The sequence below is a fragment of the Chryseobacterium sp. CT-SW4 genome (genome assembly GCF_048572715.1).
Classification (GTDB): Bacteria; Bacteroidota; Bacteroidia; order Flavobacteriales; family Weeksellaceae; genus Chryseobacterium.
On record NZ_CP183840.1, the window covers coordinates 860666 to 885423 of the forward strand.

The 24758-nt window shown below is 36.8% G+C and carries 24 protein-coding genes and 1 other RNA gene; 13 read left to right on the plus strand and 12 right to left on the minus strand.

Annotated elements, in window-relative coordinates; all coding sequences use genetic code 11:
* Window positions 1-35: 35 nt before the first annotated feature.
* Window positions 36-2408 (minus strand): TonB-dependent receptor domain-containing protein, encoded by a 2373-nt coding sequence (locus tag ABJ974_RS03765; RefSeq protein ID WP_419870052.1) that lies wholly within the window; start codon window positions 2406-2408, stop codon window positions 36-38.
* A gap of 94 nt (window positions 2409-2502) precedes the next feature.
* Here ABJ974_RS03765 and ABJ974_RS03770 point away from each other — a divergent pair, with 94 nt between their 5' ends.
* Window positions 2503-3078, plus strand: coding sequence for a Crp/Fnr family transcriptional regulator (locus ABJ974_RS03770; protein ID WP_419870053.1), 576 nt, complete (start codon window positions 2503-2505; stop codon window positions 3076-3078).
* A gap of 61 nt (window positions 3079-3139) precedes the next feature.
* Complete coding sequence (locus ABJ974_RS03775) at window positions 3140-4153, plus strand: NAD-dependent epimerase/dehydratase family protein (RefSeq protein WP_419870054.1); 1014 nt, start codon at window positions 3140-3142, stop codon at window positions 4151-4153.
* A gap of 304 nt (window positions 4154-4457) precedes the next feature.
* On the opposite strand, the gene ABJ974_RS03780 is transcribed toward ABJ974_RS03775, so the two are convergent.
* From ABJ974_RS03780 to ABJ974_RS03795, 4 genes are all read right to left on the minus strand, one after another.
* Window positions 4458-5414 carry a bifunctional helix-turn-helix transcriptional regulator/GNAT family N-acetyltransferase gene (locus ABJ974_RS03780; RefSeq protein WP_419870055.1) on the minus strand — a complete coding sequence of 319 codons (957 nt, stop codon included), beginning with the start codon at window positions 5412-5414 and terminating at the stop codon, window positions 4458-4460.
* Window positions 5415-5504: 90 nt separating this feature from the next.
* Window positions 5505-5705: a YqaE/Pmp3 family membrane protein gene (locus tag ABJ974_RS03785; protein ID WP_419870056.1), complete on the minus strand. Its 201-nt coding sequence runs from the start codon at window positions 5703-5705 to the stop codon at window positions 5505-5507.
* A gap of 12 nt (window positions 5706-5717) precedes the next feature.
* Entirely contained in the window at window positions 5718-6302 is a 585-nt protein-coding gene (locus tag ABJ974_RS03790) for an O-methyltransferase (protein ID WP_419870057.1), read from the minus strand.
* A gap of 111 nt (window positions 6303-6413) precedes the next feature.
* Entirely contained in the window at window positions 6414-8426 is a 2013-nt protein-coding gene (locus ABJ974_RS03795; RefSeq protein WP_419870058.1) for a M3 family metallopeptidase, read from the minus strand.
* Between the two features lie 174 nt (window positions 8427-8600).
* Between ABJ974_RS03795 and ABJ974_RS03800 the strand changes: the two genes are divergently transcribed.
* The 5 genes from ABJ974_RS03800 (at window position 8601) to rimM (ending at window position 11534) form a co-directional block, all read left to right on the plus strand.
* Window positions 8601-9128 (plus strand): SRPBCC family protein, encoded by a 528-nt coding sequence (locus ABJ974_RS03800; protein WP_419870059.1) that lies wholly within the window; start codon window positions 8601-8603, stop codon window positions 9126-9128.
* Window positions 9129-9249: 121 nt separating this feature from the next.
* Window positions 9250-9699 carry a hypothetical protein gene (locus ABJ974_RS03805; RefSeq protein WP_419870060.1) on the plus strand — a complete coding sequence of 150 codons (450 nt, stop codon included), beginning with the start codon at window positions 9250-9252 and terminating at the stop codon, window positions 9697-9699.
* Window positions 9700-9750: 51 nt separating this feature from the next.
* A complete protein-coding gene (locus ABJ974_RS03810) occupies window positions 9751-10263 on the plus strand; it encodes a nitroreductase family protein (RefSeq protein ID WP_419870061.1) in 513 nt (170 codons plus the stop codon).
* A gap of 143 nt (window positions 10264-10406) precedes the next feature.
* Window positions 10407-10979: a 30S ribosomal protein S16 gene (locus ABJ974_RS03815; RefSeq protein ID WP_419870062.1), complete on the plus strand. Its 573-nt coding sequence runs from the start codon at window positions 10407-10409 to the stop codon at window positions 10977-10979.
* Between the two features lie 12 nt (window positions 10980-10991).
* Complete coding sequence (gene rimM / locus ABJ974_RS03820) at window positions 10992-11534, plus strand: ribosome maturation factor RimM (protein ID WP_419870063.1); 543 nt, start codon at window positions 10992-10994, stop codon at window positions 11532-11534.
* A gap of 60 nt (window positions 11535-11594) precedes the next feature.
* Here rimM and ABJ974_RS03825 read toward each other — a convergent pair whose 3' ends face one another.
* Both ABJ974_RS03825 and ABJ974_RS03830 read right to left on the minus strand, forming a co-directional pair.
* A complete protein-coding gene (locus tag ABJ974_RS03825) occupies window positions 11595-11993 on the minus strand; it encodes a hypothetical protein (protein WP_419870064.1) in 399 nt (132 codons plus the stop codon).
* A gap of 93 nt (window positions 11994-12086) precedes the next feature.
* Window positions 12087-12545, minus strand: a complete 459-nt coding sequence (locus ABJ974_RS03830; protein ID WP_419870065.1) for a helix-turn-helix domain-containing protein — start codon at window positions 12543-12545, stop codon at window positions 12087-12089.
* A gap of 84 nt (window positions 12546-12629) precedes the next feature.
* Between ABJ974_RS03830 and ABJ974_RS03835 the strand changes: the two genes are divergently transcribed.
* From ABJ974_RS03835 to rpoN, 3 genes are all read left to right on the plus strand, one after another.
* On the plus strand, window positions 12630-13265 hold the full coding sequence (locus ABJ974_RS03835; RefSeq protein ID WP_419870066.1) for an LA_2272 family surface repeat-containing protein: 636 nt from the start codon (window positions 12630-12632) through the stop codon (window positions 13263-13265).
* 157 nt (window positions 13266-13422) lie between these two features.
* The gene (gene asnS, locus ABJ974_RS03840) at window positions 13423-14871 is read left to right on the plus strand and encodes an asparagine--tRNA ligase (protein WP_419870067.1); all 1449 of its coding nucleotides are present in this window, start codon (window positions 13423-13425) and stop codon (window positions 14869-14871) included.
* A 145-nt stretch (window positions 14872-15016) separates the two neighbouring features.
* Window positions 15017-16480: an RNA polymerase factor sigma-54 gene (gene rpoN, locus ABJ974_RS03845; protein ID WP_419870068.1), complete on the plus strand. Its 1464-nt coding sequence runs from the start codon at window positions 15017-15019 to the stop codon at window positions 16478-16480.
* 37 nt (window positions 16481-16517) lie between these two features.
* Here rpoN and ABJ974_RS03850 read toward each other — a convergent pair whose 3' ends face one another.
* The 3 genes from ABJ974_RS03850 to ABJ974_RS03860 form a co-directional block, all read right to left on the minus strand.
* Window positions 16518-18152, minus strand: coding sequence for an AMP-binding protein (locus tag ABJ974_RS03850; protein WP_419870942.1), 1635 nt, complete (start codon window positions 18150-18152; stop codon window positions 16518-16520).
* 71 nt (window positions 18153-18223) lie between these two features.
* Window positions 18224-18898, minus strand: a complete 675-nt coding sequence (locus ABJ974_RS03855) for a beta-carotene 15,15'-monooxygenase (RefSeq protein WP_419870069.1) — start codon at window positions 18896-18898, stop codon at window positions 18224-18226.
* Window positions 18891-19382, minus strand: coding sequence for an RNA polymerase sigma factor (locus ABJ974_RS03860; RefSeq protein ID WP_419870070.1), 492 nt, complete (start codon window positions 19380-19382; stop codon window positions 18891-18893). The genes ABJ974_RS03855 and ABJ974_RS03860 overlap by 8 nt, the downstream gene beginning before the upstream one ends.
* A gap of 141 nt (window positions 19383-19523) precedes the next feature.
* On the opposite strand from ABJ974_RS03860, the gene rnpB reads away from it, so the two are divergent.
* An RNA gene (gene rnpB, locus ABJ974_RS03865) (RNase P RNA component class A) lies at window positions 19524-19846 on the plus strand.
* 3 nt (window positions 19847-19849) lie between these two features.
* Here the strand turns inward: rnpB and ABJ974_RS03870 are convergent.
* Window positions 19850-20719: a polyphosphate kinase 2 family protein gene (locus tag ABJ974_RS03870; protein WP_419870071.1), complete on the minus strand. Its 870-nt coding sequence runs from the start codon at window positions 20717-20719 to the stop codon at window positions 19850-19852.
* A gap of 77 nt (window positions 20720-20796) precedes the next feature.
* Complete coding sequence (locus ABJ974_RS03875; protein WP_419870072.1) at window positions 20797-21255, minus strand: DUF1573 domain-containing protein; 459 nt, start codon at window positions 21253-21255, stop codon at window positions 20797-20799.
* A 128-nt stretch (window positions 21256-21383) separates the two neighbouring features.
* Here ABJ974_RS03875 and ABJ974_RS03880 point away from each other — a divergent pair, with 128 nt between their 5' ends.
* Window positions 21384-23999, plus strand: a complete 2616-nt coding sequence (locus ABJ974_RS03880) for a valine--tRNA ligase (protein ID WP_419870073.1) — start codon at window positions 21384-21386, stop codon at window positions 23997-23999.
* Window positions 24000-24081: 82 nt separating this feature from the next.
* Complete coding sequence (locus ABJ974_RS03885) at window positions 24082-24717, plus strand: DUF4241 domain-containing protein (RefSeq protein WP_419870074.1); 636 nt, start codon at window positions 24082-24084, stop codon at window positions 24715-24717.
* The last annotated feature ends 41 nt before the right edge of the window (window positions 24718-24758 follow it).

Consider the following 24758-nt stretch of genomic DNA (forward strand, 5'->3'; position numbering starts at 1 on the left):
GGTAAGGGTTTTCTTTAATACGGAAAATTATGATTTTAATTTCCTCCGCCGGCTCGGCTTGATTCTTCAAATTTCACTTGTTTGGTAGCTCCTTTTACATTATTGTTTCCGAATTTGTAGGTGACAGAAAGGTAAGCATTCCTGGTAATTCCCTTATAATAATAATCTACATTGTAATTAGGATAATATTCAGTTCCTTTTGAGCGGTTGGTATTGAAAACATCATTCATGTAAAGATTGATCATCAGATTTTTCTGCATTAAGTTTAGTTTTAATCCTGTATAGACCGAAGCGTTTCCATTGAAATATGTGTTTCCGCTTCTGTTAGGAACCGATCCCCACAATCCCAGCATCAGCGTGAATGTTTTATCCTTATTCAGGAAGAAATTATTATCCATATTAAAATTGGCTCCATAACCTGCAGGAGCAGCCAAAGCTTCAGGATCATAGGATTTTGATTGGGCATAGAAGCCATTGATGAAAATATTGGATTCCAGCCATTTGAGCTTGTTGTAGTTATAATTAACGTTCACTCCCGCCTGATGTTCATTATAGAAATTCTTAACAATACTGTATTTTAAATTATCTTCCACTACCTGGATTCTGTCCCAGTTGTCTTTGTTGTAATTGTAATAGAGCGTAACGCTGAAGTTGCTTTTAAGGACATATCCAAACTCGAAATTATCTGAGAAAGAAGGAAGAAGGTAGGGGTTTCCGGTGTTGTATTCAAATTCGGAAGTATAGTATTTGAAAGGATTCAGGTTTCCGAAATAAGGTCTTGTGATCCTTCTTGAATAATTAAGAGAGAAAGTATTGTCATCATCCGCTTTATAGCTTATATAGGCGGTTGGAAACAGTTTGCCGTATTTTATCCTTGCGGAGGAATCATCATTCATTGAAATTCCTTCCAGGGTAGTGTATTCATACCTTAAGCCGGCTTTGGCATCCCATTTATCATTGATCTTAAAGTTGGCCGAAGCATACGCCGCGTAATTTTCTTCATTATATAAGAAAGTATTGGTACGGTCGGTATTGATAACGTACTGCCCGTTTTCGATAGAAAAGAAGTTAAATTCAGAATCATTTTTAATCCGGGTATATTTCATTCCCGCTTCTGTTTTTATTTTTGAAAAATTCTTTTCCAGATCTGCCTGCCCTGAATAAATTCTGTATTTGCTGACAGGGTTGGCAAAAGTGGAAACTGTTTCCGTAGTAATCGTATTATAAAAATTGCGGGCATTGGCATTATTGATCATTAGATTTGCCGATAAGCTTAATTTGCTTCCTGCCGAATCCAGTTTAAGATCATAGAATGCCGAAGCATTATGAACATTTCTCCTGTTTTTATTGCTTGCATTGGAAGATAGGTCCAGGGATCCGGTTTCATTCAGGATGGAAGTTGTACTTTGTGCTTCCTCAAGAGGGTTGCTGAAAGAATAATTATAATTGATACCCACCAGGTTTTTATCATTGATTTTATATTCACTTTTTAAGTTCCCTCCTTTGTACTTATAATTGTTGGTGTTTTTACTGTCGGTATTCCAATAGTTGTCTGTTCCTGTCAGGTAATTATAGGATTTATTCTCCCAATAATTATCACCTGCAGATAAATTGGCAGTTAATGATAATTTACTGCCCTGGTAATTAAAGCTGGCGCCGCTGCGTGTGGAAACGGTAGGGCGATTGTAATAATAGCTGCCGGAAGTCTGGAGGGAACCATTCCAGCCGAGATTGGTATTCTTTTTAAGAATGATATTGATCAGTCCGCTTTTTCCTTCAGCTTCATATTTGGCCGGTGGAGTAGTGATTACCTCAATTTTAGCTATATCATCGGAACGGAGGGTTTTTAAATAATTGATAAGTTCCTGTCCTGAAAGGTTGAGCAGCCTGTCATTGATCATCACGGCTACATTGCTCTTACCTGCAATGGAAATGGCATCGTCAGTAGCCCTTACCATCGGGGTTTTGGATAGAGCTTCAACTACATCAATCCCCTGGGATGCCACTGAGTTTTCAACATTGAATACCAGCCGGTCCACTTTTCTTTCGAATAATTTTTTCTTGACGGTGACGGTTACTCCTTCTATTTTTTGCTCTCCGGGAGCCGGATAGGAAGTTTTGATCTCTATATTTTTCTGGATATTGCCTTTAACGGTTATTTTTTCAGTATTTGTGGTGGTGCCGTCCTTTATAATTTCTAACAGATAATCTCCGTTTTCTTTAAGAGGAATTCTGAACATACCTTTCTCATCAGTAATAGCCGTGAATTTATTATTATCTTTTGTAAGAATGATTTCTGTTTCGGTGACTGGTTGTTGGGTTTGGTTCGTAATAATTCCCTCAATACTCTGAGAAAATAAGAAAGAAGAGGAAACCACGCCTAAAAGAATAATTATTCTTCGTTTCATATATTATATTTTTAATAAGACATTTTATACGGGAGGAATATTACATGGATAGGGATTTTATTTTAAATTTGTGAACATTTCCAAACGGCTGACAATGCATGATAAGCTTTTAACATATGCACGATCTATTCACGATTTTAGCACTGCTGAAATGGAGATGATGAAACATTATTTTGAGCCTGTTGCCTATTCTAAAAATACAGTTATAGAAAAAGAGGGAGAGGTTCCCGGGTATTTGTATTATATAGTTTCGGGCTATATGCGTTTATTTCATTTAAACCGGAATGGAGATCAGGTGACTACTCATATCAATTGCCCGCCGGGATTTTTTACTTCCTATTCTAATTTTATCAATCAGAAAAAATCCTTGGAAAATGTGGAATGTATTACAGCCTGCGAATTACTAAGAATTACAAAGAAAGATCTGGATGCATTTACAAAAGAAAGCGCTTCTATGAAGGATTTTAGCATTCACGTTTTCCAGGAATCAATTGCCTATCATGAGCAGCGGTCCAATGAACTTTCCTCTTTAAGAGCGGAAGAAAGATATAGAGAGCTTCTTAAAAATTATCCCGGAATTATTCAGCACGTTCCTGTCCAGTACATAGCCTCCTTTTTAGGAATGAAACCTGAAAGCCTGAGCCGGATCCGGAGAAAACTAATTAACTAACAAAAGTCAAGTATATCCGGAATAAAGACCTTCAACTTTGTGTCATTAAAAATTTAAGAAAATGATACAGGAAAAATTAAGTCTGGTTTCAGGAGCCAACGGACATCTGGGAAATAATTTAGTACGGCTTTTATTAAAGAAAGACATTCCCGTAAGGGCATCGGTAAGAAATATCAACAATAAAAAAACATTTGAGAAACTCAGCTGTGAATGGGTTCAGGCGGACATCACGGATAAGGCATCTTTTGTGAAAGCATTGCAGGGAGTGGAAACTTTTTATGCCGTAGGAGCTTCCTTTAAATTGTGGGCAAAAAATCCTGAAAAAGAAATTTATGATGTCAATATGAACGGTACACGGAATACCATAGAAGCGGCGGCAGAAGCTGGAGTTAAAAAAATTGTATATGTAAGTTCCGTCGCTGCTTTAGATTATACTCAATTGCCTGCAAAAGAAAGCAATGGTTACAATCCTGACAGGAGGGATGTGTATTATAATTCAAAAAATGATGGAGAACAATTGGCATTTGAGCTGGCAGATAAATTAGGGGTCGGATTAGTTTCCGTAATGCCCGGAGCTATGATGGGAAGTGAAGCTTTTTTTCCTTTGAATGTTTCTTATGGAGTTTTAAAATTGATATTGAATAAACAAATTCCTGTGGACACGAAAATTACTCTCAACTGGATTGATGTGAAAGACGTGGCTGAAGGTTGTTACCTGGCTGCAAAAAGGGGTCGTAACGGAGAAAGATATATTCTCGCGAATGAAAATTGTATGACCATTACAGATACTACGGCTTTGGCTAAACGCTTATATCCGGAATTGAATTTAAAGATTCCTGCTTCTGTTCCTAAACCAGTGCTTTATGCCATCGCCGGAATAATGGAGCTTTCAGCAAAAATAAAAGGCAGGGCACCCGTTCTGACAAGAAAAGATATTGCTGTGTTCTCCGGATTACAGCAGGATTTTGACATTTCTAAAGCCAGAAATGAACTGGGCTTCAATCCTAAAAGTTCTGAATACGCTCTAACAGAAGCATTAGACTATCTGATGAAACATAGAGAATTGTTAGAATAAAAAACTTTTCAAATCTTATCTATTTCTTAAGACTCATCAATAGCTACACAAACCTATATAAGTTAAATTATTCATTCCCCATTACATAAAATCTGTATAATCTCCTTACAGATTTCAGCAGATGACGCAGATAACACATCAGTTTTATAAAATAATATAAAACAACATTTGTAATCTATCAGTAATAATCTATCCCAATCTTTCCCGCCCTATTAATCTGCGTCATCTGCTGAAATCTGCGAAGGAAAAAAACTCCCTATCTTTGTAAAACACCCTCTTATTTCTCCCTCTAGCCCCTAAGTTGTTACTGATTAAGATCCAATTCCATTTGAATATTACTACGCTCATAAGGAGAGCTCCTCCCAAAAATCTTCTGAAATCCCATCTTATAATAAAGATTAATAGCCGGTTCCAGAATAGTATTACTCTCCAGGAAAAGTTTGGAAGCACCCAATTCTTTTGCCTTGGTAATGATAGCCTGCCCCAAAAGCCATCCTACACTTTTTCCCTGAGCCTTGGGAGAAACTGCCATTTTTGCCATCTCATAATCATAATCGGGATCATTCATTTTAATGAGAGCGCAGACGCCTATGGGTTCATCTTTATAAAGGGCTACGAGGATTTTCCCTCCTTTATCCAATATATATTCCTTTGGATGGTCCAATGCCTTATAATCCGCTTCTTCCATTTTAAAATAAGTGGAGATCCATTCTTTATTTAATTCTTTGAATGCCTCCTGATATTGAGGCTGATATTCAACAATCTTTACGTCTTTGCTTTCCCGGAGTTTTTTTTCGGCACGTACCCTGTTAAATAAAGACTTTTTTTCCAGTAAAAATTCCCATTCTTCCACAGCTTCCCATAGATTATGAGTTGCTTCCTCCAACAGTTTTTCTACTGCTTTGTCAATATCTTTGGTCTGAACTTTTAACCGTTGGGAAACTTCAATTCCTTTGTCGGTAAGTCCCACTATATTTCTCCTTTTATCTCCTGAAGCAAGATTCTGAACTAATCCCGCATTCACCATTTCTTTGACGATTTTAGTAACGGATGGCTGCGAATGGCCTATACCTTCTGCTAGTTCGGTAATAGTTTTTTCACCTTCCTCTGCAAGAATAAAAAATGCAAGGAGCCATTTTGGAGAGAAATTATAATTTTCATACAGGTCATATATCTGGGCGGCATCTTCTGTCATTTTAGCTGTTAGCATACGTAACCTGCTCCCTAAGGCCATTTTTCCTGTTTTGTCAAATATATTCATAAGTATTAAATTAATTATATAACTAGTTATGCAAATCTAATGGATTTATATAAATTAGACAAACAGAAAAAGAAAAAATATATAGAGCTTTTAATTTTTAGTTTCCCGAATTGCTTTAATGAGCTTCTCATTACGTTTATTTGCTCTTTCATTATTAAGAGACAAAGCGGCCCATATAGCAGCCGGAAGCCAGCCTATTAATGTGATTTGTAAAATAAAGCAGACAATTCCCGTAAGGATTTTTCCACGGACGATAAATGAAAGAAAGGGTAGTAAAATAGCCAGTAGCATGATTAAGATTATTTAATTTTTTGTTACTAATAAAATTCCTTTTCCTACATTAATTACTGTAGAAGTAAAAGTGAGATCTTCAGTAATTAAACCATAAAAATCTTCTACCTGCTCCCGGTGAGAAATAAAATTATCCACCATCAGTAAAGAACCGTCTTTTGAAAGTAGGCGCTTAAGTTCCGGCCAGTATTCCGAATAATATTTTCTTTCGGCATCCAGGAAAATGGAATCAAAAATAGGAAGAACATTCTTTAAATAATCTTTGGCATCCGCAGTTATTAATTCTACATTATGGATAAGGCCGAATTCTGTAAGATTATTTTTAGCCAGTAAGGTACGGGACTCCTCAATTTCCACTGAAATAAGCTTTCCACCCGTACTCTGAACGGCATCAGAAAGCCATAAAGTGGAAAAACCATTAGAAGTTCCGATCTCCAGGACATTTTTACTTTGCTGGCTCCTTATCAGTATAGAGATCAGTTCAGCGGATTCAGGTTCGAGGTTTCTCCATCGTTCCAGGCGGTTTTCTTTGAGGTGATCTTCCTCCTTGAAACCTTCATACAACTTTAAGATTTTGGTTTTTAGTTCATTGTTCATAATTAATATTTTGTTAATGTAAAATTAGGTGAAATTTTATGTACGCTTTTACAGAAGAAAGAAAAGTTTAATAAAAAAGCTTCTGAGAGATCTCAAAAGCTTTAAATTTATTTATCCGAATGCTCTTTTTAGCAGACTTTCTACTTTAGGCTCACTGCCACGGAAACTTTTATAGAGTTCCATAGGATCCTTGGTACCTCCGGAAGAAAGCAGAACTTTATAACGAGCTGCAATTTCAGGATTGAAAATACCATTTTCCTTAAAATACTGGAAGGCATCGGCATCTAAAACTTCCGCCCATTTGTAAGAATAATATCCTGCGGAATATCCGCCCTGGAAAATATGAGAGAAGCTGGGGCTCATTGCTGTCTCGGGATTAACGGGGTATAGCTGGGTAGCTCGCGTCTGTTCATCCTCAAAAGCTTTAATATCTTTTACATCATTAACCAGAGTATGGTATTTCATATCCAATAACCCGAAACCTAGCTGTCTCAATGTCTGGTATCCTTCCATGAAGTTTTTAGACTGTTCTATTTTTTTGATTTTATCATCAGGAAGAACTTCTCCTGTCTGATAATGTTTGGCGAAGGTTTTTAAAAATTCAGGTTCATAACAAAAATTTTCAAGGAATTGGGAAGGAAGCTCCACAAAATCCCATTTAACGGATGTTCCCGAAAGATTAGGATATTGCGTATCTGCTAACATTCCGTGTAGCGCATGACCGAATTCATGGAAGAGTGTGGTGACTTCCTGAAAGGTTAACAGGCTTGGAGTATCTTTAGTAGGCTTACTGAAATTGCAGACAATGGAAATGTGAGGTCTCGAATTTTCACCATCCTTTTTATACTGGCTCTTATAGCTGGTCATCCACGCTCCGGCTCTTTTCCCTTTTCTAGGGAAATAGTCTACATACAACAGTGCTTTGTATTCTCCATTTTCTTTTACTTCATAAGTTTTTACTTCATTATGGTATTTTGGAATGTCATTTCGCTCCTCAAAACTAAGTCCGAAAAGTTGGTGGGCCAGTCCAAAAACAGCATCCTGTACCTGATTAAGCGGAAAATAAGGTTTTAATTCTTCATCGTTCAGATCAAATTTCTGCTTACGAAGTTTTTCAGCGTAGAAGGCGTGATCGTAACTTTGCATTTCCTCTATACCGTCAGCTTTTGCTAAAGCTTTCAGTTCCTCGATTTCCTTATCGGCATAAGGTTTTGCTTTGGTAAGAAGTTCATTCAGGAAGTCCAGCACTTTGGATGGAGATTTGGCCATTCTTTCCTCAAGGACATAATCGGCGTAATTTTTATACCCGAGGAGTTCCGCTTTTTCCTGTTTAAGCTGGATAATCTCCCTGATAAGATTTTGATTGTCATATTCCCCTCCGTCAAAAGATTTTTTTCCGTTGGCCAGTGCCAGTTCTTTTCTCAGCTCACGGTTTTCCGCATAAGTGATAAAAGGGACATAGCTTGGATACTGTAAAGTGATTACCCATCCTTCAAGACCTCTTTCCTTAGCTTCTTCAGCATATTGCTCAATAATAGGCTCAGGAATTCCGGCCAAATCTTCTTTATGGGTGATATGTTTAAAATAAGCATTGGTAGAAGCCAGGGCATTTTGTCCGAACTGTAAAGATTTTAAAGAAAGATCCATATTGATTTTCTTCAGTTTCTCTTTATCCTCTTCATTCAGGAGCGCTCCACTTCTTACGAAACCTTTGTAGGTTTCTTCCAGTAACATTTTTTGTTCCTCATTGAGATTGTATTTCTCTTTCTGATCGTAGACTTTTTTGATTTTGTCAAATAAAGCTTCATTTTGAGAAATTTTAGAAGAATACTCCGTTAGTACAGGAGAAACTTCCTGAGCAATTTTTTGAAGCTCATCGCTTGTTTCCGCAGAATTGAGATTGAAAAATATATTAGAAACCACATCCAGCTTTTCTCCCGAGTAAGCCAGTGCTTCAATTACGTTTTTAAAATCAGGATCTTCAGTATTGTTAATAATAGCGTTGATCTCCTCTTCGGATTGTTGTATCAGTTCCTTAAAAGCGGGAAGATAATCTTCATTTTTTATATGGTTGAACGGAGCTGAATGATAGGGGGTATTGAAATTTTCAGTTAAACTGCTCATATTGGACTTTTATATTGTGAAATTTAAATATTTAGAATGCATTTACTATTCAAAAATAATGCCTATAAAAGCTTTTATGACAAAAATATCGGCTTACTCAATAAACTTGTCATAAGGGAAGCTATTATATGGTTGAAATAATTACTTTTGGTTCTACATTAAAAATTAAAAACTATGAAAACAATCTTAAAAATTATAGGAATTATTTTCCTTCTTATCATTGCATATGCTATTGTGGCCATGCTTTTCTTCAGTAAAGATTATCATTTTGAAAGATCTGTGGTGGTGAATGCGCCCAGGGAAAAAGTTTGGGAAAATGTGGCTTCATTGCAGGCGCTTAATCAATGGAATCCTTTTCCCAAAGCCGATAAAAATATTGTTATCACTTATAACGGTTCAGGAAATCAGGTAGGAGATTCTTATCATTGGAAAGGTAATAAGGAAGTAGGAGAGGGAGAGCAGAAGATTATTGCAATTGTTCCGGGGGAGAAAGTCACAAGTGATCTTCATTTTATCAAACCTTATGAAGGAAAAGCGACGATTAATATGGTAGTAGTTCCACAGGGAAACGGGACAAAGGTAACATGGAGCATGGATAATGAACTCAATGCTGTGATGAAAATAATGAAACCGATGATGGATGGGCAGATGGCAAAAATGTTTGATCAGGGATTGGCAGATTTAAAAAAACAGGTTGAATAAATATCAAAACACCGGGTAAGGCTGGTGCTTTTTTATTTAATGAACAATAATAAAGGTCATATGAAGTTTTTAGCAGGCTTTTTGTTTTAAAAATATTACCTTTATGTTAAAGATTAGATGTATGGAGAAGACAGTATACGTGAAAAATGATATAAGAAATTATGTAAAAACCGTTATTGCTGAAAAAATTGAAAAGCTTAAGAACTTTATCGAATTTACGTTGGAAGCAAGCAGGGATATTAAAAAAACACCTAAATATGACAGTATGCGTGAGGAAATGCAGGAAGAGATCTACCAGATGCAAAGACAGCTGGGGGCTCTGAACGACCTTCGCCGGAATATGGCGAAAGTATTACCTGTTTCTACTCAGAAAGTGCAGCTGGGCTCTTTAGTAATAACCAATAAAGCCAGATTTTATATTTCCGTCTCGTTGGGGGAATTTTTCTTTGAAGGTGACCGTTTCTATGCGATTTCTTCCGAAAGCCCGATGGCTCAGAAGATGATGGGAATGAAAACAGGAGATGCCTTTACCCTGAATAATATCCATCAGCAGATTGTAGAAGTGTTGTAAAACAAAAAAATATACTGTGAAATATTAAGTTACATATTGTAATTTTGTTTTATGAATCAAGCAGAAAATTTAAAAGAGATTATAGAAAAGAGGAAAAGTATTTTCCCTAAAGATTATACGGATAATAAAATTCCCCAAAACATAATAGATGAGGTAGTGCATTCAGCAACCCTTGCCCCCAATCATAAACGTACAAAGCCTTGGCGTTTTAAAATATTTAAAGGAGAGGAGAAGAACAGGTTGGCTTTGGAGATGCAGGCTATTTATAAAGCTACCCAGCCGGAACACGCATTTCTGGAAAAAAAGTACCAGGATATTGGCTTTAAGATCAATAAAGCAGATACGGTAGTTTCGATAGTGGTTAATTTCAGTGGAATGGTGCCTCAGTGGGAAGAGATTGCAGCCGTATCTATGGGCGTTCAGAATATGTATCTTACCTGTACGGCGAATAATATAGGGTGCTACTGGAGTTCTCCCCCGATTGTAGATCACCTGAAAGAATCTTTACAAATAGAGGAAAATCAGAAGTGTCTGGGATTGTTTTATATGGGTAAAACAGATTAATACGTGGACTTTCAAAATAATAACGTAATTAAATTGAAATATTGCTAAATTGTTGTGCTTTTAGATTGTTACATTAAATTTTTTATTTATCTTTGCACACTTAAATATTTAACCGGGACGAGTTCCCTAAAAATTCAAACATTATGTCAGTAAAAATCAGATTACAAAGACACGGTAAAAAAGGAAAACCTTTCTATCACATTGTGGTTGCAGATTCCAGAGCTAGAAGAGATGGTAGATTCATTGAAAAGCTTGGAGTTTATAATCCTATTACTAACCCTGCTACAATTGAATTAAACGTTGATTCTGCTGTACAATGGTTAAACAATGGTGCTCAGCCAACTGATACTGCAAGAGCGATCCTTTCTTATAAAGGTGCCCTTTACAAAAAACACTTACAAGGTGGTGTTGCTAAAGGAGCTTTTGATGAAGCTGAAGCTGAAAAAAGATTCAATGCTTGGTTAGAAGCTAAAGAAGCAAAAGTACAAGGTAAAGTTGACGGATTATCTAAAGCTCAGGCTGATGCTAAAAAAGCTGCATTAGAAGCTGAAGCTAAAGTAAATGAAGCTAGAATTGCTGCTGCTGCAAAAGCTGAAGCTGATGCTAAGGCTGCTGAAGAAGCTGCCAATGCTCCTGCTGCTGAAGAAGAAGTTGCTGAAGCTGCTACGGAAGGAGAAGCACCTGCTGCTGAAACTGAAGAGAATACAGAAGCTTAAGAACCCGCCATTATGCGTAAAGAAGATTGCTATTTATTAGGTAAAATCACACGCAGACATGGTCTTTCGGGAAATGTTATCCTAAAACTGGATACAGACCAACCCGAACTTTATAATAAACTGGAATCAATATTCGTTGAAATCAACGGATTATTGGTTCCTTTTTTTATAGAAAAAACATCATGGAGCAAATCAGACGCTCTTAATATCTCTTTTAAAAACTCTACTGAAGCTCTGGTAGATCAATCCTTAGGTAAAAACGTCTACTTGCCGCTTTCTACCTTACCTCCGCTTTCAGGAAAACAGTTTTATTACCATGAAGTGATAGGTTTCAGTATATTAGATGCTGAAAATAATCATTGCGGAATTATTCGTTCCGTGAATGATCAGACCGCTCAGAACTATTTCATTCTGGATCTGGAAGGAAAAGAAATTGTAGTTCCTATTATCAAAGACTGGATTTTGGAGCTAAACAGAGATGAAAAATTCATCAAAATGCAGTTGCCTGATGGCCTGATGGATGTCTTTTTGGTTCCTTCCAAAAAAGACGAATAGAGATTTTGCTCTTTTAAAAATATAAAATTATACTTCCTTATTTTTACAATTTTCTGTTTATTACAGGCTCAGTTGATTTCTAAGCTGGTCTATCTGATTATACATTTTATTGAAAAAAACTTTTCTGTCACGATTGCCGGAAGCAGCCAGTGATTTTGAATTTTTAATCTGGTGCTCAAAATAGCTTAAAGAATCATTGCACGTCATTTCATCATTGGTCATTATATATCCGAACATGCTGAACGGTATAAAATAGGAGTTCTGAAAGCTGTTTTTGAATAAAATACTATTGTTCAAAATAACCAGGTCATTGATAAAGAGTTGAAAATTAGGTTTTTCCAATGTTTTGCTTTCCAGCTCCAGCAATAAACTTTTTAAATCATCTAAGATCAGCTCTGCTTCCTTTCCATTTAATAACCCGGTTTCATGATAAAAGGAAACCTGCCGCAGAACACTCATAATGGTGGTGTCGTTCCAGACTTCGGTAACATTCTGTTTATCATACAGGTCCTTTAATTGATCATTGGAGGAAGAATGATATTCAAGATTAAATTAACTGAAAGGACTTAAAAATTTATCCTGATTCAATAAATTCATCCAGACATAAAATTTAAAGCGGGATAAAACTGAATTTGAAATCGTATAAAAAAACGGAATATCCTTAGCCGAATAATAAACCTGTGAATGGGTAGTGTCCTGAAAGACGTCCAGTATTTGCAGTGAACTTTCAAAATAATTTAAAAGATCTTCTGTAGTTTTGACGGGCTGTGTCCTTTTTACTACCAATTGATTCCCGGTTCCAAGAAACTGATCCAAGGAGATTTGGTAGTATTTTGCAAGTTCCATCGCCTCTTCAAAACTGAATTTAGCTTTTTGGGAAGTTCTTCTGTGAGCGGCATCATAGCTGATGTTCAGGATATTGGCGATTTCGTCATTCAAAGATTTATCTCCTATTTTTTGACGGATCTGTTTGAGTAATAGGTCCTGATGCAGGATTTGTGATTTTCGCAAATTTAGTATTTTTTTTAATTCCTTTTCGCATTGGGGTTGATTGTTTTCATAAATACTTTTGAAAAGAATTTTAAAATAAAAGTTATGAAAATTAAATTTTTAATAATGATCAGTGTATTGATTATCAGTTTTTTTAAAGCGCAGGATAGTGTGAGATTAAATACTTCAAGAACTAAAATGATCGGTTTTTCTCCTTCAAGAAATGTAGAAAATGTGAATGGAATTTTAATTAAATATTTTGATGATGTGGATAATTTTCACCCCAAAAAAGTCAATGGTCTGGGTATAGGATTTAATTTTATAGGAATATTTTATCCTCCACTCTTCCTGTTTAATCTGCCGGATATTAATAAATGGAATTTTGAAAATTCAGCTATTGCTCCCGGCGATAGAATGAATAAAATAAATGGAATGCAGTTGTCTATTATAAACCTGGAACCCACAATCACAAATGGTGTGGGGATTAATATTTCCGGAAATATCAATACGTATGCAATTACAAACGGAGTGGCCATTTCACCATTTTTAAATATTCATCAAGAAATGAACGGAGCATCAGTGGCAACTTTTGCACACGTCGGAAAAAAATGCAGAGGTATTCAGGTAGGAATTTTTAATAAATGTGGAAACTTCAAAGGTGTTCAGATTGGTTTGTGGAATGAAAATGGAAAAAGAAAATTACCCCTTATCAACTGGAATTTTAAAGCTGAAGAAGATTGATAAGCTGATCGTAAACAACCTTGTTTTTTAACTAGACATCAGATTTGAACGGAAATAATTGTGAAATCATCTTTAATTAAAACAGTGCAATCATCAAATTGCACTGTTTTTTTGTAACTTTGCACATCAATTTTTATACAAAAATTATAATCAACAAATGAAAAAGCAGACGATTAAAGAAATCCTACAGGATTACAAGAAAGTATTACATCATGACATTACGGTTTACGGTTGGGTAAGAGCATTCCGTTCCAATCGCTTTATAGCACTTAATGATGGTTCTACGATTAATAATTTGCAGATAGTTGTTGATTTCGAAAATTTCGATGAAGAAATTATTAACAAGATCAGTACGGCATCTTCTCTTAAAGTGACAGGAGAAGTGGTGGAAAGCCAGGGAGCAGGACAAACGGTAGAAATTATTGCTAAGAAGATTGTAATTTTAGGAGATAACTTTACGGAAGATTTACAAAGCACTATTCTTCAGCCTAAAAAACACAGTTTGGAAAAACTTCGTGAGCAGGCGCATTTAAGATTCAGAACCAACTTATTTGGAGCTGTTTTCAGAGTACGTCATGCGATCAGCTTTGCAGTACATTCATTCTTCAACCAAAACCAGTTTTTCTATATCAATACTCCTGTTATTACGGGAGCTGATGCGGAAGGGGCAGGAGAAATGTTTGGAGTTACCAACTTCGATTTAAATAGCATTCCGAGAACCGAGGAAGGGGAAATTGATTTTTCTCAGGATTTCTTCGGAAGAAAAACGAATCTTACGGTTTCCGGGCAGCTTGAAGGGGAAACTGCAGCAATGGGATTAGGAAGAATTTATACATTCGGACCTACTTTCCGTGCTGAAAATTCCAATACGACACGTCACCTTGCTGAGTTCTGGATGATTGAGCCGGAAGTGGCATTTAACAACCTTGAGGATAATATTGATTTAGCGGAGGATTTCCTTAAATATGTTATTCAGTATGTTCTGGATAACTGTAAAGATGATTTAGAGTTTCTGGACAAGCGTTTTGCAGAAGAACAAAAGACAAAACCGGAAAAAGAAAGAGCTAAGGAAGGCTTGTTGGAAAAACTTCAGAACGTAATCGCTAAACGATTTAAGCGTGTAAGTTACACCGAAGCCATTGAGATCCTTCTGAACTCCAAAGAAAATAAAAAAGGAAAATTTGCATATCCGGTAGAAAAGTGGGGTACAGACCTTCAGTCAGAACACGAAAGATATCTGGTTGAAAAGCACTTTGAAAGCCCGGTGGTTTTATTTGACTATCCAAAAGAGATCAAAGCATTCTATATGAAACTGAACGATGATAATAAAACAGTAGCTGCCATGGATGTGCTTTTCCCTGGAATTGGTGAAATTATAGGTGGATCGGAAAGAGAAGCCAGATTAGATGTGCTGAAACAGAAAATGGCAGATATGCATGTAGATGAGGAGGAGCTTTGGTGGTATCTGGATACCCGTAAATTTGGTTCCGTTCCGCATGCAGGATTTGGGTTAGGATTGGAAAGGCTAGTACTTTTTGTAACAGGAATGACCAACATCAGAGATGTAATTCCTTTTCCTAGGACTCCGAAAAGTGCTGAATTTTAAAATAAAAAAAAGCCTTGGACATATGTCTAAGGCTTTTTTATTCTTTAATAGTTTATTATATAAGTTTATCTAAAGCAAAAATCGTGCTAAATGTTATTTTTCTCGAAGAATTTTATTAAATTCGTGGGATAGATGTATATTATATATGCTTAAACAACACTTACAACTCAAATTAGGACAGAAGTTGGCTCCACAGCAAATTCAATTAATGAAGTTGATTCAGCTTCACACGTTGGAATTTGAAGAGGAACTCGAGAGAGAGCTGGAGGAAAATCCTGCTTTGGAAATTGTAAAGGAGGAATCCAAAGAGGATGAATACTCTTCCTTAGAGGAGGCTTATGAAAGTGAGGGAACCGAAAGTATTGAAACGGACTTTGATGTCAATGAATACCTTTATGATGATGAACCCACCTATAAGACGGCTTCCAGTAATTACTCTCCGGACGATGAAGAATTCGATAATGAAAGTCTTCTGACGGAAGGACAATCATTGTATGACTATCTTTTGGAACAGATACACCTTATCAATATCAGTGAAGAAGATGTAAAAATTGCAGAATATATTATCGGAAATCTTGATACGGACGGTTATCTGAGAAGGGAGATTAAATCCATAGTAGATGATCTGGCTTTTTCACAGGGGATCTATACCACCAAAGAAAAAGTGGAAGATATTCTTGAAAACTATGTACAGAAATTGGACCCGCCGGGAGTGGGGGCAAGAGGATTGCAGGAATGCCTTTTGCTGCAGATAGAAAAAAAGGTAAGCTCGGATAAAGCGGTTTCATTAGCTGCCAATATTCTGAGACACCAGTTTGATGCCTTAACCAATAAGCATTATAATAAGATCATCCAGAAGTACGATATTGAAGAAGAAGATCTTAAAGATGCACTGGAAGAGATTTCGAAACTGTCTCCTAAAGTGGGAGGAAATTTTGATACCCAGACTATTACGATCAATCAGGAAATCATTCCCGATTTTGTTATTCAGGTTAAGGACGGTCAGGTTGTACCTCTATTGAACAGCAAAAATGCACCTACTTTAAGAGTTTCTGAAGAATATAAAGATATCCTGTCTACTTATTCCCACGATAAAAATTCAGCGGAACATAAACAGGCAGCATTATTCATTAAGCAGAAGCTGGATGCGGCAAAATGGTATATTGATGCTATTAATCAACGTCAGAACACTTTATTACAGACCATTACGGCTATTGTTAAATTTCAGAAAGACTATTTCCTTACCGGAGATGAAAAATCCTTAAGACCGATGATTCTGAAAGATGTAGCTGATATCACAGGTTTTGATATTTCTACCATTTCCAGAGTAGTGAAAAGTAAGTATGCGGACACACCCAACGGGATTGTTTATCTTAAAGACTTATTCTCCGACAGCCTTACCAATGATGATGGAGAAGAAGTTTCCACGAAGGAGATTAAAACACATCTGCAGGAAGTGATAGATAAAGAAAACAAGAGAAAGCCGCTAACCGACGATGCATTAGTGGTGATCCTGAAAGAACAGGGATATAATATTGCACGGAGAACGATTGCAAAATACAGGGAACAACTTAATATTCCGGTGGCAAGACTGAGAAAAGAATTATAAAAATAAAAAAGCATTTCAATTTGAAATGCTTTTTTATTTATTGTCCGGAACGGTGTTTAAAGCCTTCCAGTCCTAATTCCTGAATAGATATTTCACGCATTTCCACTTTTCTTATTTTCCCGGAAATGGTCATAGGAAACTCATCTACAAATTTCCAGAACTTCGGAACTTTATAATGGGCAATTCTTCCTTTGCAATAATCCAGAAGCTCGACTTCCGAGACGTTAAATCCTTTTCTCACTTTTACCCAGGCCATAACCTCCTCTCCAAATTTTTCGCTCGGAACGCCTATGATCTGTACGTCCAGGATATTCGGATAAGTATATAAAAAGTCTTCTATTTCCTTTGGAGATATATTTTCTCCACCACGGATGATAAGGTCCTTTATTCTTCCTGATATAGTAATATAACCCTCTTCATCCATTACGGCCATATCTCCTGTATGCATCCAGCGGGCACTATCGATTACTTTTTTGGTGTTCTCGGGATCATTCCAGTATTTAAGCATAACAGAATATCCTCTGGTGCATAGCTCACCGTGTTCACCTCTTTTAACGATTTTACCTTTTTCGTCAATAATTTTTATTTCAAGATGATCCTGAACCGTTCCCACTGTGCTTACCTGCTTTTCCAGCGGTGTTCCTATTAAAGTTTGGGTAGAAACCGGAGAGGTCTCGGTCATTCCATAGCATATGCTCATTTCTTTAATATTCATAAGGCTTTCCACCTTTTTCATAATTTCAGGCGGACACACAGATCCGGCCATTACTCCTGTTCTTAACGTTGAAAAGTCATAAGACTCGAAATCCTTTACAGCCAGTTCCGCGATGAACATGGTGGGAACTCCATATAAAGAAGTACATTTTTCATCAGAGACAACTTTTAAGGTGATATCGGGATCAAAACTGTCATTAGGAATTACCATGCAGGCTCCATGTGATGTACAGCACATATTCCCGATTACCATTCCGAAGCAATGATAAAAAGGTACCGGAATACATACCCTGTCTTTTTCCGTATACTTAAGCCGGACACCGATAAAATAACCGTTATTTAAAATATTATGATGGGATAAGGTTACTCCTTTCGGAAAACCTGTAGTCCCCGAGGTATACTGGATATTGACAGGATCATCAAACTGTACGTTTTCTTCAAACTGATGTAAAATTTCATCCGGAACCAGTTCCCCGTTTTTTAAAAATGATTCCCAGCTTTCATCAAAGAAAATTTCTTCCTCAAGAGTGGGGCAGACTTCTTTGGCGTATTCTACCATCTCTTTATAATTACTGGATTTGAACTGAAGGGAAGAAAAAATAAATCTTACCTCAGACTGATTAAGTACATAGGTGAGCTCATGAGTCCGGGATGCCGGATTGATGTTTACCAGAATCGTTCCGATCCTTGCCGTGGCATATTGTAAAAGAACCCATTCGTAGCGGTTGGAAGACCATACGCCTATCCTGTCTCCTGCTTGGGCCCCCAGCCCGATCAAGGCTTTTGCAACGGAGGTAGTCTGATCGTAAAATTCCTGATAGGTGGCCCGGTAGTTTTGGTGTACGCAAATTAATGCTTCCTGCCCGGGATATTTTTCTGCTGTTTGTTTTAAATTATTTCCAATAGTTTGTCCCAAGAGGGGAATATCTGAGGCTCCAGATACATAAGATAACGACATCATAAAAGATTAATTTGTTTTTGGATAATTAAAATTAACAAATAAATCTTAAGGAGTCACTTTTTATTGAATTAAATTTCCTGAGAATCCAGGTTTTTTAACTGTTTCAGATTTTTATCCAGCTTTCTCATGATAATTCCATAAACCAGCTTGTAATAAAGCCATACCAATAGAACGCTCAGACCTGTTGCTACAATAATACCTACCAGAAACCCTGTAAGGCTTGCATTGGTGACTTCTATGTGCTGAGAATTTAAAATATAAAAGATAAATACTGTAAAAATACCCGTGAAAGCCACCAACAAAGCAATATTAATAAGGATAAAAGCATTTACCGTTTTCTTGAAACGGATGATTTTAATGATAAAAGCTTTTAAATTTTCTTCAATTTTTATTTTACGGTAGTTTTGATAGAACTGATAAACAAAATAAGCGGTTACAGACAAGCTGATAATCTTTAAGGCCAGATAAATATGGTTGAAAGAACTCTCCAGATCCGGAGTTTTCTGAGCGCCCAGCTTTTCGAGGATATTCAGAAAGCTATTCGATTCTTTTCCCTGAATTACATAAAACAATCCGATAGTGGTAAAGAACAGGAATTCCACTACACTGATCCAAAAAATGTATTTCACGTAATTCCGTGACTTTCTATTCAACATCTGAAGGATCTCGTTGTCGTCATATTTATTTTGAACAGGCTGTTCCTGCCATGTTTTCTTAAAACTGTCTAAATCAAAATCAGGCATATTTTTCCATCTGTTCTTTAAGGGTTTTCTTTAATCTGTTCATTTTTACGCGCGCGTTTACTTCGGTAATCCCGAGGTTTTCTGCAATATCCCTGTAGGGAAGGTCATCCAGGTACATCATTACGATGGCTCTTTCTATATTAGGAAGGGTTTTGATCACTGTGTATAAAAGTGAGATCTGCTGCTGCTTGTCATCATCATCTTCTGCAAAATCCCGAAGATTAGCATCCAGTTCATTAGTGGGTAAACTTTTACTTTTTTTTCTGAAAAGAGTAATAGCCGTATTAAGGGCCACCCTGTACATCCAGGTAGTGATTTTTGAATTTCCTTTAAAAGAATCATAACTTTTCCATAGCTGAAGAACGATCTCCTGAAACAGATCCTCCTCATCTTCAATGGAATTCGTATAGAGCCGTGACACTTTGATAATCAAACCTTGATTATCTTTTATAAGCTGGGCAAATTCTTTTTCTCTGGAATCCAATTTATTGATATGTATAGGGCACGAAGATAATAATAATACACAAATTGATAAATAGCTGGGATAAGATAATTATCAGTTAGCCCATAAGCCGTTTTCACAGGTCTGCATTTATTTCCAAATTATGCCGTATCTTTGCAGCCACGAGAAAGTTGGCTTGTTGATTCCTGTTTACAGGGGTAGGAAAGTCCGGACACCATAGAGCAGCAAAGCGGATAACATCCGTCACCCGTGAGGGTAGGACCAGTGCAACAGAAAGCAAGTACAGTTCGGCTGTAGTGAAACCAGGTAAACTCTTTGTGGTGCAATGATAAGTATATCGGTTCTTTTCAGCAATGAAAATAGGAGTTGCTCGCTCCAAAAGCCGAGGGGTAATCAGCTCAAGTTTTGCAGCAATGTAAAACGTAGATAAATAACAGGCACTTCGTTCAGAAGAACAGAATCCGGCTTACAGATTTTCTCGTGATTTTTTATTCACTTTCCAATTGTTTTTTAGCATCCAGTAATCCCTGCTGATCTTTCTCCGATAGCTGAGGGTATTGTAAATCCATTTTTTCCAGTGTATCAATAATGATTTGTATAGCGGCAACGCGGGCAAACCACTTATCATCTGCGGGTAATACATACCATGGAGCATAATCTTTACTTGTTTCATTGATGGCTGTTTCATAAGCCTCCATATATTGGTCGAATAAAGCCCTTTCAGGAAGATCTCCACTAGAAAATTTCCAGTTTTTATCGGGTTCGTTGATCCGGTCGAGAAGTCTTTTCTTCTGCTCTTTTTTAGATACGTTTAAAAATATTTTTATGACGGTGGTTCCGTTTTGGGAAAGATGTTTTTCAAAATTCCTGATGCTTTCATATCTGTTCTCCCAGAAGTTTTTATCAAAATCTTTTACGGATTTCCAGGTCTTTTCACTAAGGTTGTATTCAGGATGTACCTTGCAGACCAAAACACTTTCATAATGGGAGCGGTTGAATATGCCGATCATTCCTTTTTGGGGCAGTGCTAAATAATGTCGCCATAAAAAGTCATGAGAGTATTCTTTGGAGCTTGGAGTTTTAAAACTGGTCACATTACATCCCTGAGGATTTACTCCCCCGAAAACATGCTCAATAAGGCTGTCCTTGCCTGCAGCATCCATTGCCTGGAGGATAACAAGAAGAGATTTGCTTCCATCTGCATACAGCTTTTCCTGGAGCTGGCGAAGTTTGTCTTTTTCCTGAAGTAGCATTTGTACACCATCTGCTTTAGTGAGTTTACCTTTATATTCTGTGTCTGTTTTCTTTATTGAGAACTTGTCTTTAATGAGGAAATTGTCCGAAAAATTTGTGTCCATACGATTAATTTAAAGAATAAATGTAATAAAAAAACCGCCTCGATCGAGACGGTTTTTTTATTTTTTTAAGCAGGTTCTTATTTAGAAGCTACTTTTTTTACTTTTTTACTCACCTTTTTAGCGTCTGCTACAGGTTCAGCTTTTGCCGGAGCAGCAGCAACTTCAGCAGCATTAGCATCCACAGTACCTTTAATATAGATTACGCTTCTGCTGTTCGCCGGATCATTAGAAAATACTTCAATCATTTTGTTGAATCCACCATTGATAGCAGTGTTGTACCCCACTTTGATTTTAGCAGATTTTCCTGGCATAATAGGATCAGTACTGAATTCCGGAGTTGTACATCCGCAAGATGCTTTTACATTTGAAATTACCAAAGGCTTATCTCCGGTATTGGTTACTGTAAAATATCTCGTACCATCAGAGCTAGGCTTAATCGTACCGTAATCAAATGTTGTTTTATCAAATGTAATAGTTTGCGCAGCTGCTATAGCAAATGTTCCGAATAGTGCAATTCCTGCAAATAATTTTTTCATATTCTTGATAGTTAATATGTTTGTTAGATAATTATTAAGAAACAAAGTTAAAAATTATTTTAATTAATGCTTAAAATTTTTTTTGTTTAGACTATTTTTGCAAATTGTAAGCTAAAGAAACAGAATTTATGCAGATTTCAGAAAAGTATAATCCACAGGAAACCGAACAAAAATGGTATAGTTACTGGCTAGAAAATAAATATTTTCATTCCGAGCCGAATAATAAACCTCCATATACTGTGGTAATTCCTCCGCCTAATGTGACGGGGATTTTACACATGGGACATATGTTGAATAATACTATCCAGGATGTATTGGTCCGCCGTGCAAGAATGCAGGGCTTTAATGCCTGCTGGATTCCGGGAACAGATCATGCCTCTATTGCTACGGAGGCTAAAGTGGTTGCCAAGCTGAAATCAGAAGGAATCAACAAAACGGATATTACTCGGGATGAATTTTTAGGCCATGCCTGGGACTGGACTCATAAATACGGAGGAACTATCCTTGAGCAGCTGAAAAAGCTGGGATGCTCCTGTGATTGGGACAGAACCCGTTTTACCATGGAAGATAAACTGTCCGAGCAGGTAATTAAAAGTTTTGTAGACCTATACAATAAAGGACTGATCTACAGAGGATACAGAATGGTTAACTGGGATCCTGAAGCTAAAACCAATATTTCTGATGAAGAAGTAATTTTTAAAGAGCAGAATGGAAAATTATATTTCCTTAAATATAAAATTGAAGGTTCGGAAGACTTTCTTTCCGTAGCTACTACACGTCCTGAAACCATTTTTGGAGATACTGCAGTTTGTATCAATCCTAATGACGAAAGATATGCCCACCTGAAAGGTAAGAATGTTATTGTTCCTATCGTGGACAGGGTAATCCCTATCATTGAAGATGAATATGTGGATATCGAATTTGGAACAGGTGCCTTGAAGATCACACCGGCTCACGATACGAATGACTATGAAATAGGTCAGAAACATCAGCTGAAAATCATTGATGCATTAGATGATGACGGAAACCTTAATGAATACGGAATGCACTATGCCGGTAAAAACAGATTTGAGGTAAGAAAGCAGATTGCAAAAGAACTCGAAGAAAAAAATCTTTTGCTGAAAGCTGAAGATTATGTAAATAAAGTAGGAACCTCCGAAAGAACAGGAGCTGTAATAGAGCCTAAAATTTCGGTTCAGTGGTTTTTAAAAATGTCTGAAATTGCAAAACCGGCACTGGATGTTGTAATGGATGATGAAATCAAATTCTATCCTGAAAAATTTAAGAACACCTACAAGCACTGGATGGAAAACATCCGTGACTGGAATATTTCCCGTCAGCTATGGTGGGGGCAGCAGATTCCGGCTTATTATTTCGGGAACGGGGATGATGATTTCGTAGTGGCGGAAACGAAAGAAGAAGCCCTGGCATTGGCACAGGAAAAATCTGCTGATTCACAGCTTACGATTGAGAATTTAAGACAGGATGAAGATGTACTCGATACCTGGTTCTCTTCCTGGCTATGGCCGATGTCTGTATTTGACGGGTTACTGGATCCTCAAAACAAGGATATTCAGTATTATTATCCTACCTCGGATTTGGTAACGGGTCCGGATATTATTTTCTTCTGGGTTGCCAGGATGGTTATGGCCGGATTGGAGTACAGAAAAGAAGTACCGTTTAAAAATGTTTATTTTACCGGAATTGTAAGAGACAAGCAGCGTAGGAAAATGTCCAAATCTTTAGGAAACTCTCCGGATCCTTTGGAATTAATGGATAAATACGGAGCAGATGGAGTACGTGTAGGAATCTTGTTAAGCTCTGCTGCAGGAAACGACCTTCTTTTTGATGAAGATCTGATGCTGCAGGGAAGAAATTTCATGACCAAAATATGGAATGCATTCCGATTGATCCAAGGATTTAAAAAAGAAGAGAAGCCAAGTAATGATACTGATAAGCAGGTTATTGAATGGTTTGGAAATAAATTGGATAAAACCATTCTTGAAATCAACCAGCAGTTCGAGAAATTTAGAATTTCCGATGCACTGCATTTAATTTATAAGTTAATTTGGGATGATTTTTGCGGTTCATATCTTGAAGCTATCAAGCCTAATTATGGAGAAGGAATTTCAAAGGAGGTATATCAGCAGACCATTGTATTCTTTGAAGAGCTGATGAAGCTTTTACATCCGTTTATGCCATTCCTTACAGAAGAATTATGGCAGTTGATAGCGGAAAGAAAAGAAGATGAAGCGCTGGTAATTACCCAGCAGAAAAAAGAGGAAAGCTTTAGTGAGGCAATTATTAAAGATTTTGAAACCGCAGAAGAATTAATTACCGGTGTGAGAAATTATCGTCAGACCAAAGGTATATCACCAAGGGAGACAGTAGAAATTTATACCAATGCATTATCATTTGCAAATGAAGCGGTAATTAGAAAACTGGCCAATGTCTCTGAAATTCATTTTGGAGAAAAAACGGATAAACCTAGTTTTACATTTTTGGTGGAAGCTACTGAAGTTTCCATTCCGCTAAGTGAAAACCTGGATTTGGGAGAAGAAAAAAAGAAAACAGAAGAAGAACTGAAATATTTAAAAGGTTTCCTTATTTCTGTAGAAAAGAAACTTTCCAACGAAAAGTTTGTGGCCAATGCAAAACCTGAAATTGTAGACACCGAGAGAAAAAAACAGAAAGATGCTCAGGATAAAATTGCAATTTTAGAAGAAAAATTAAAAAGTTTATAATTTTAATATAAAGTTTAGTTGGAATTGTCAGGCTTAGTCATCTAAGTCTGACAATTTTTAAAACGAATCACCATCTGACTCAATGAAACATATAGAAAATATAGAGCAATTATTCTCCAGAAACTTTGTTGAAAGTCCGCTTATCGAAAGTTTTGAAGCAGGGAAGATCTACATTTCCAGTGGAAAACTTGTGGCATGTGATCCTTTGATCACCAATGATATGCAGGCTTTTGAAACCATATTTCCTAAAGGGGATTTTTCGGTTTTAGTGCATAAAGAACGGGAAAGTAACTGCGTGGCTTATACGGAAATTATTTTCAGTCATTCGGAAATAGCAGAATGGAAACTGGCGACTATTCCGGGGCAGCATACCGAACAGCTGGAAGAGGGTGAAGTTTTCGGATATCCTGTAGAAAGTGGAATGGGCTGTTTTATGGATGTGGAAACCCAGGAGAGCCTGAATGAGCTGGAGAAAAAATTATATCACAGCAAAGGAGTAGATTTTATGGGTATTTATGAGGAATTTTTTCATGAATATTTCTTTGATGAGAATGGGGCTATTGATCAATATGCCTTTTTAAAACCGTCAGCAGATCAGCCCGGAACTATCTTTGCATTTGAGACAGGATATGGCGAAGGTTTCTATGCCAGTTATATAGCTTATGATAAAGAAGGAAAACCTGTGAAAATAGTTACAGAATTCATCGAAATTAGTTAAATTAAAGTTAATTATTTTTTTTTAGCTAGTCAGTTTTATTT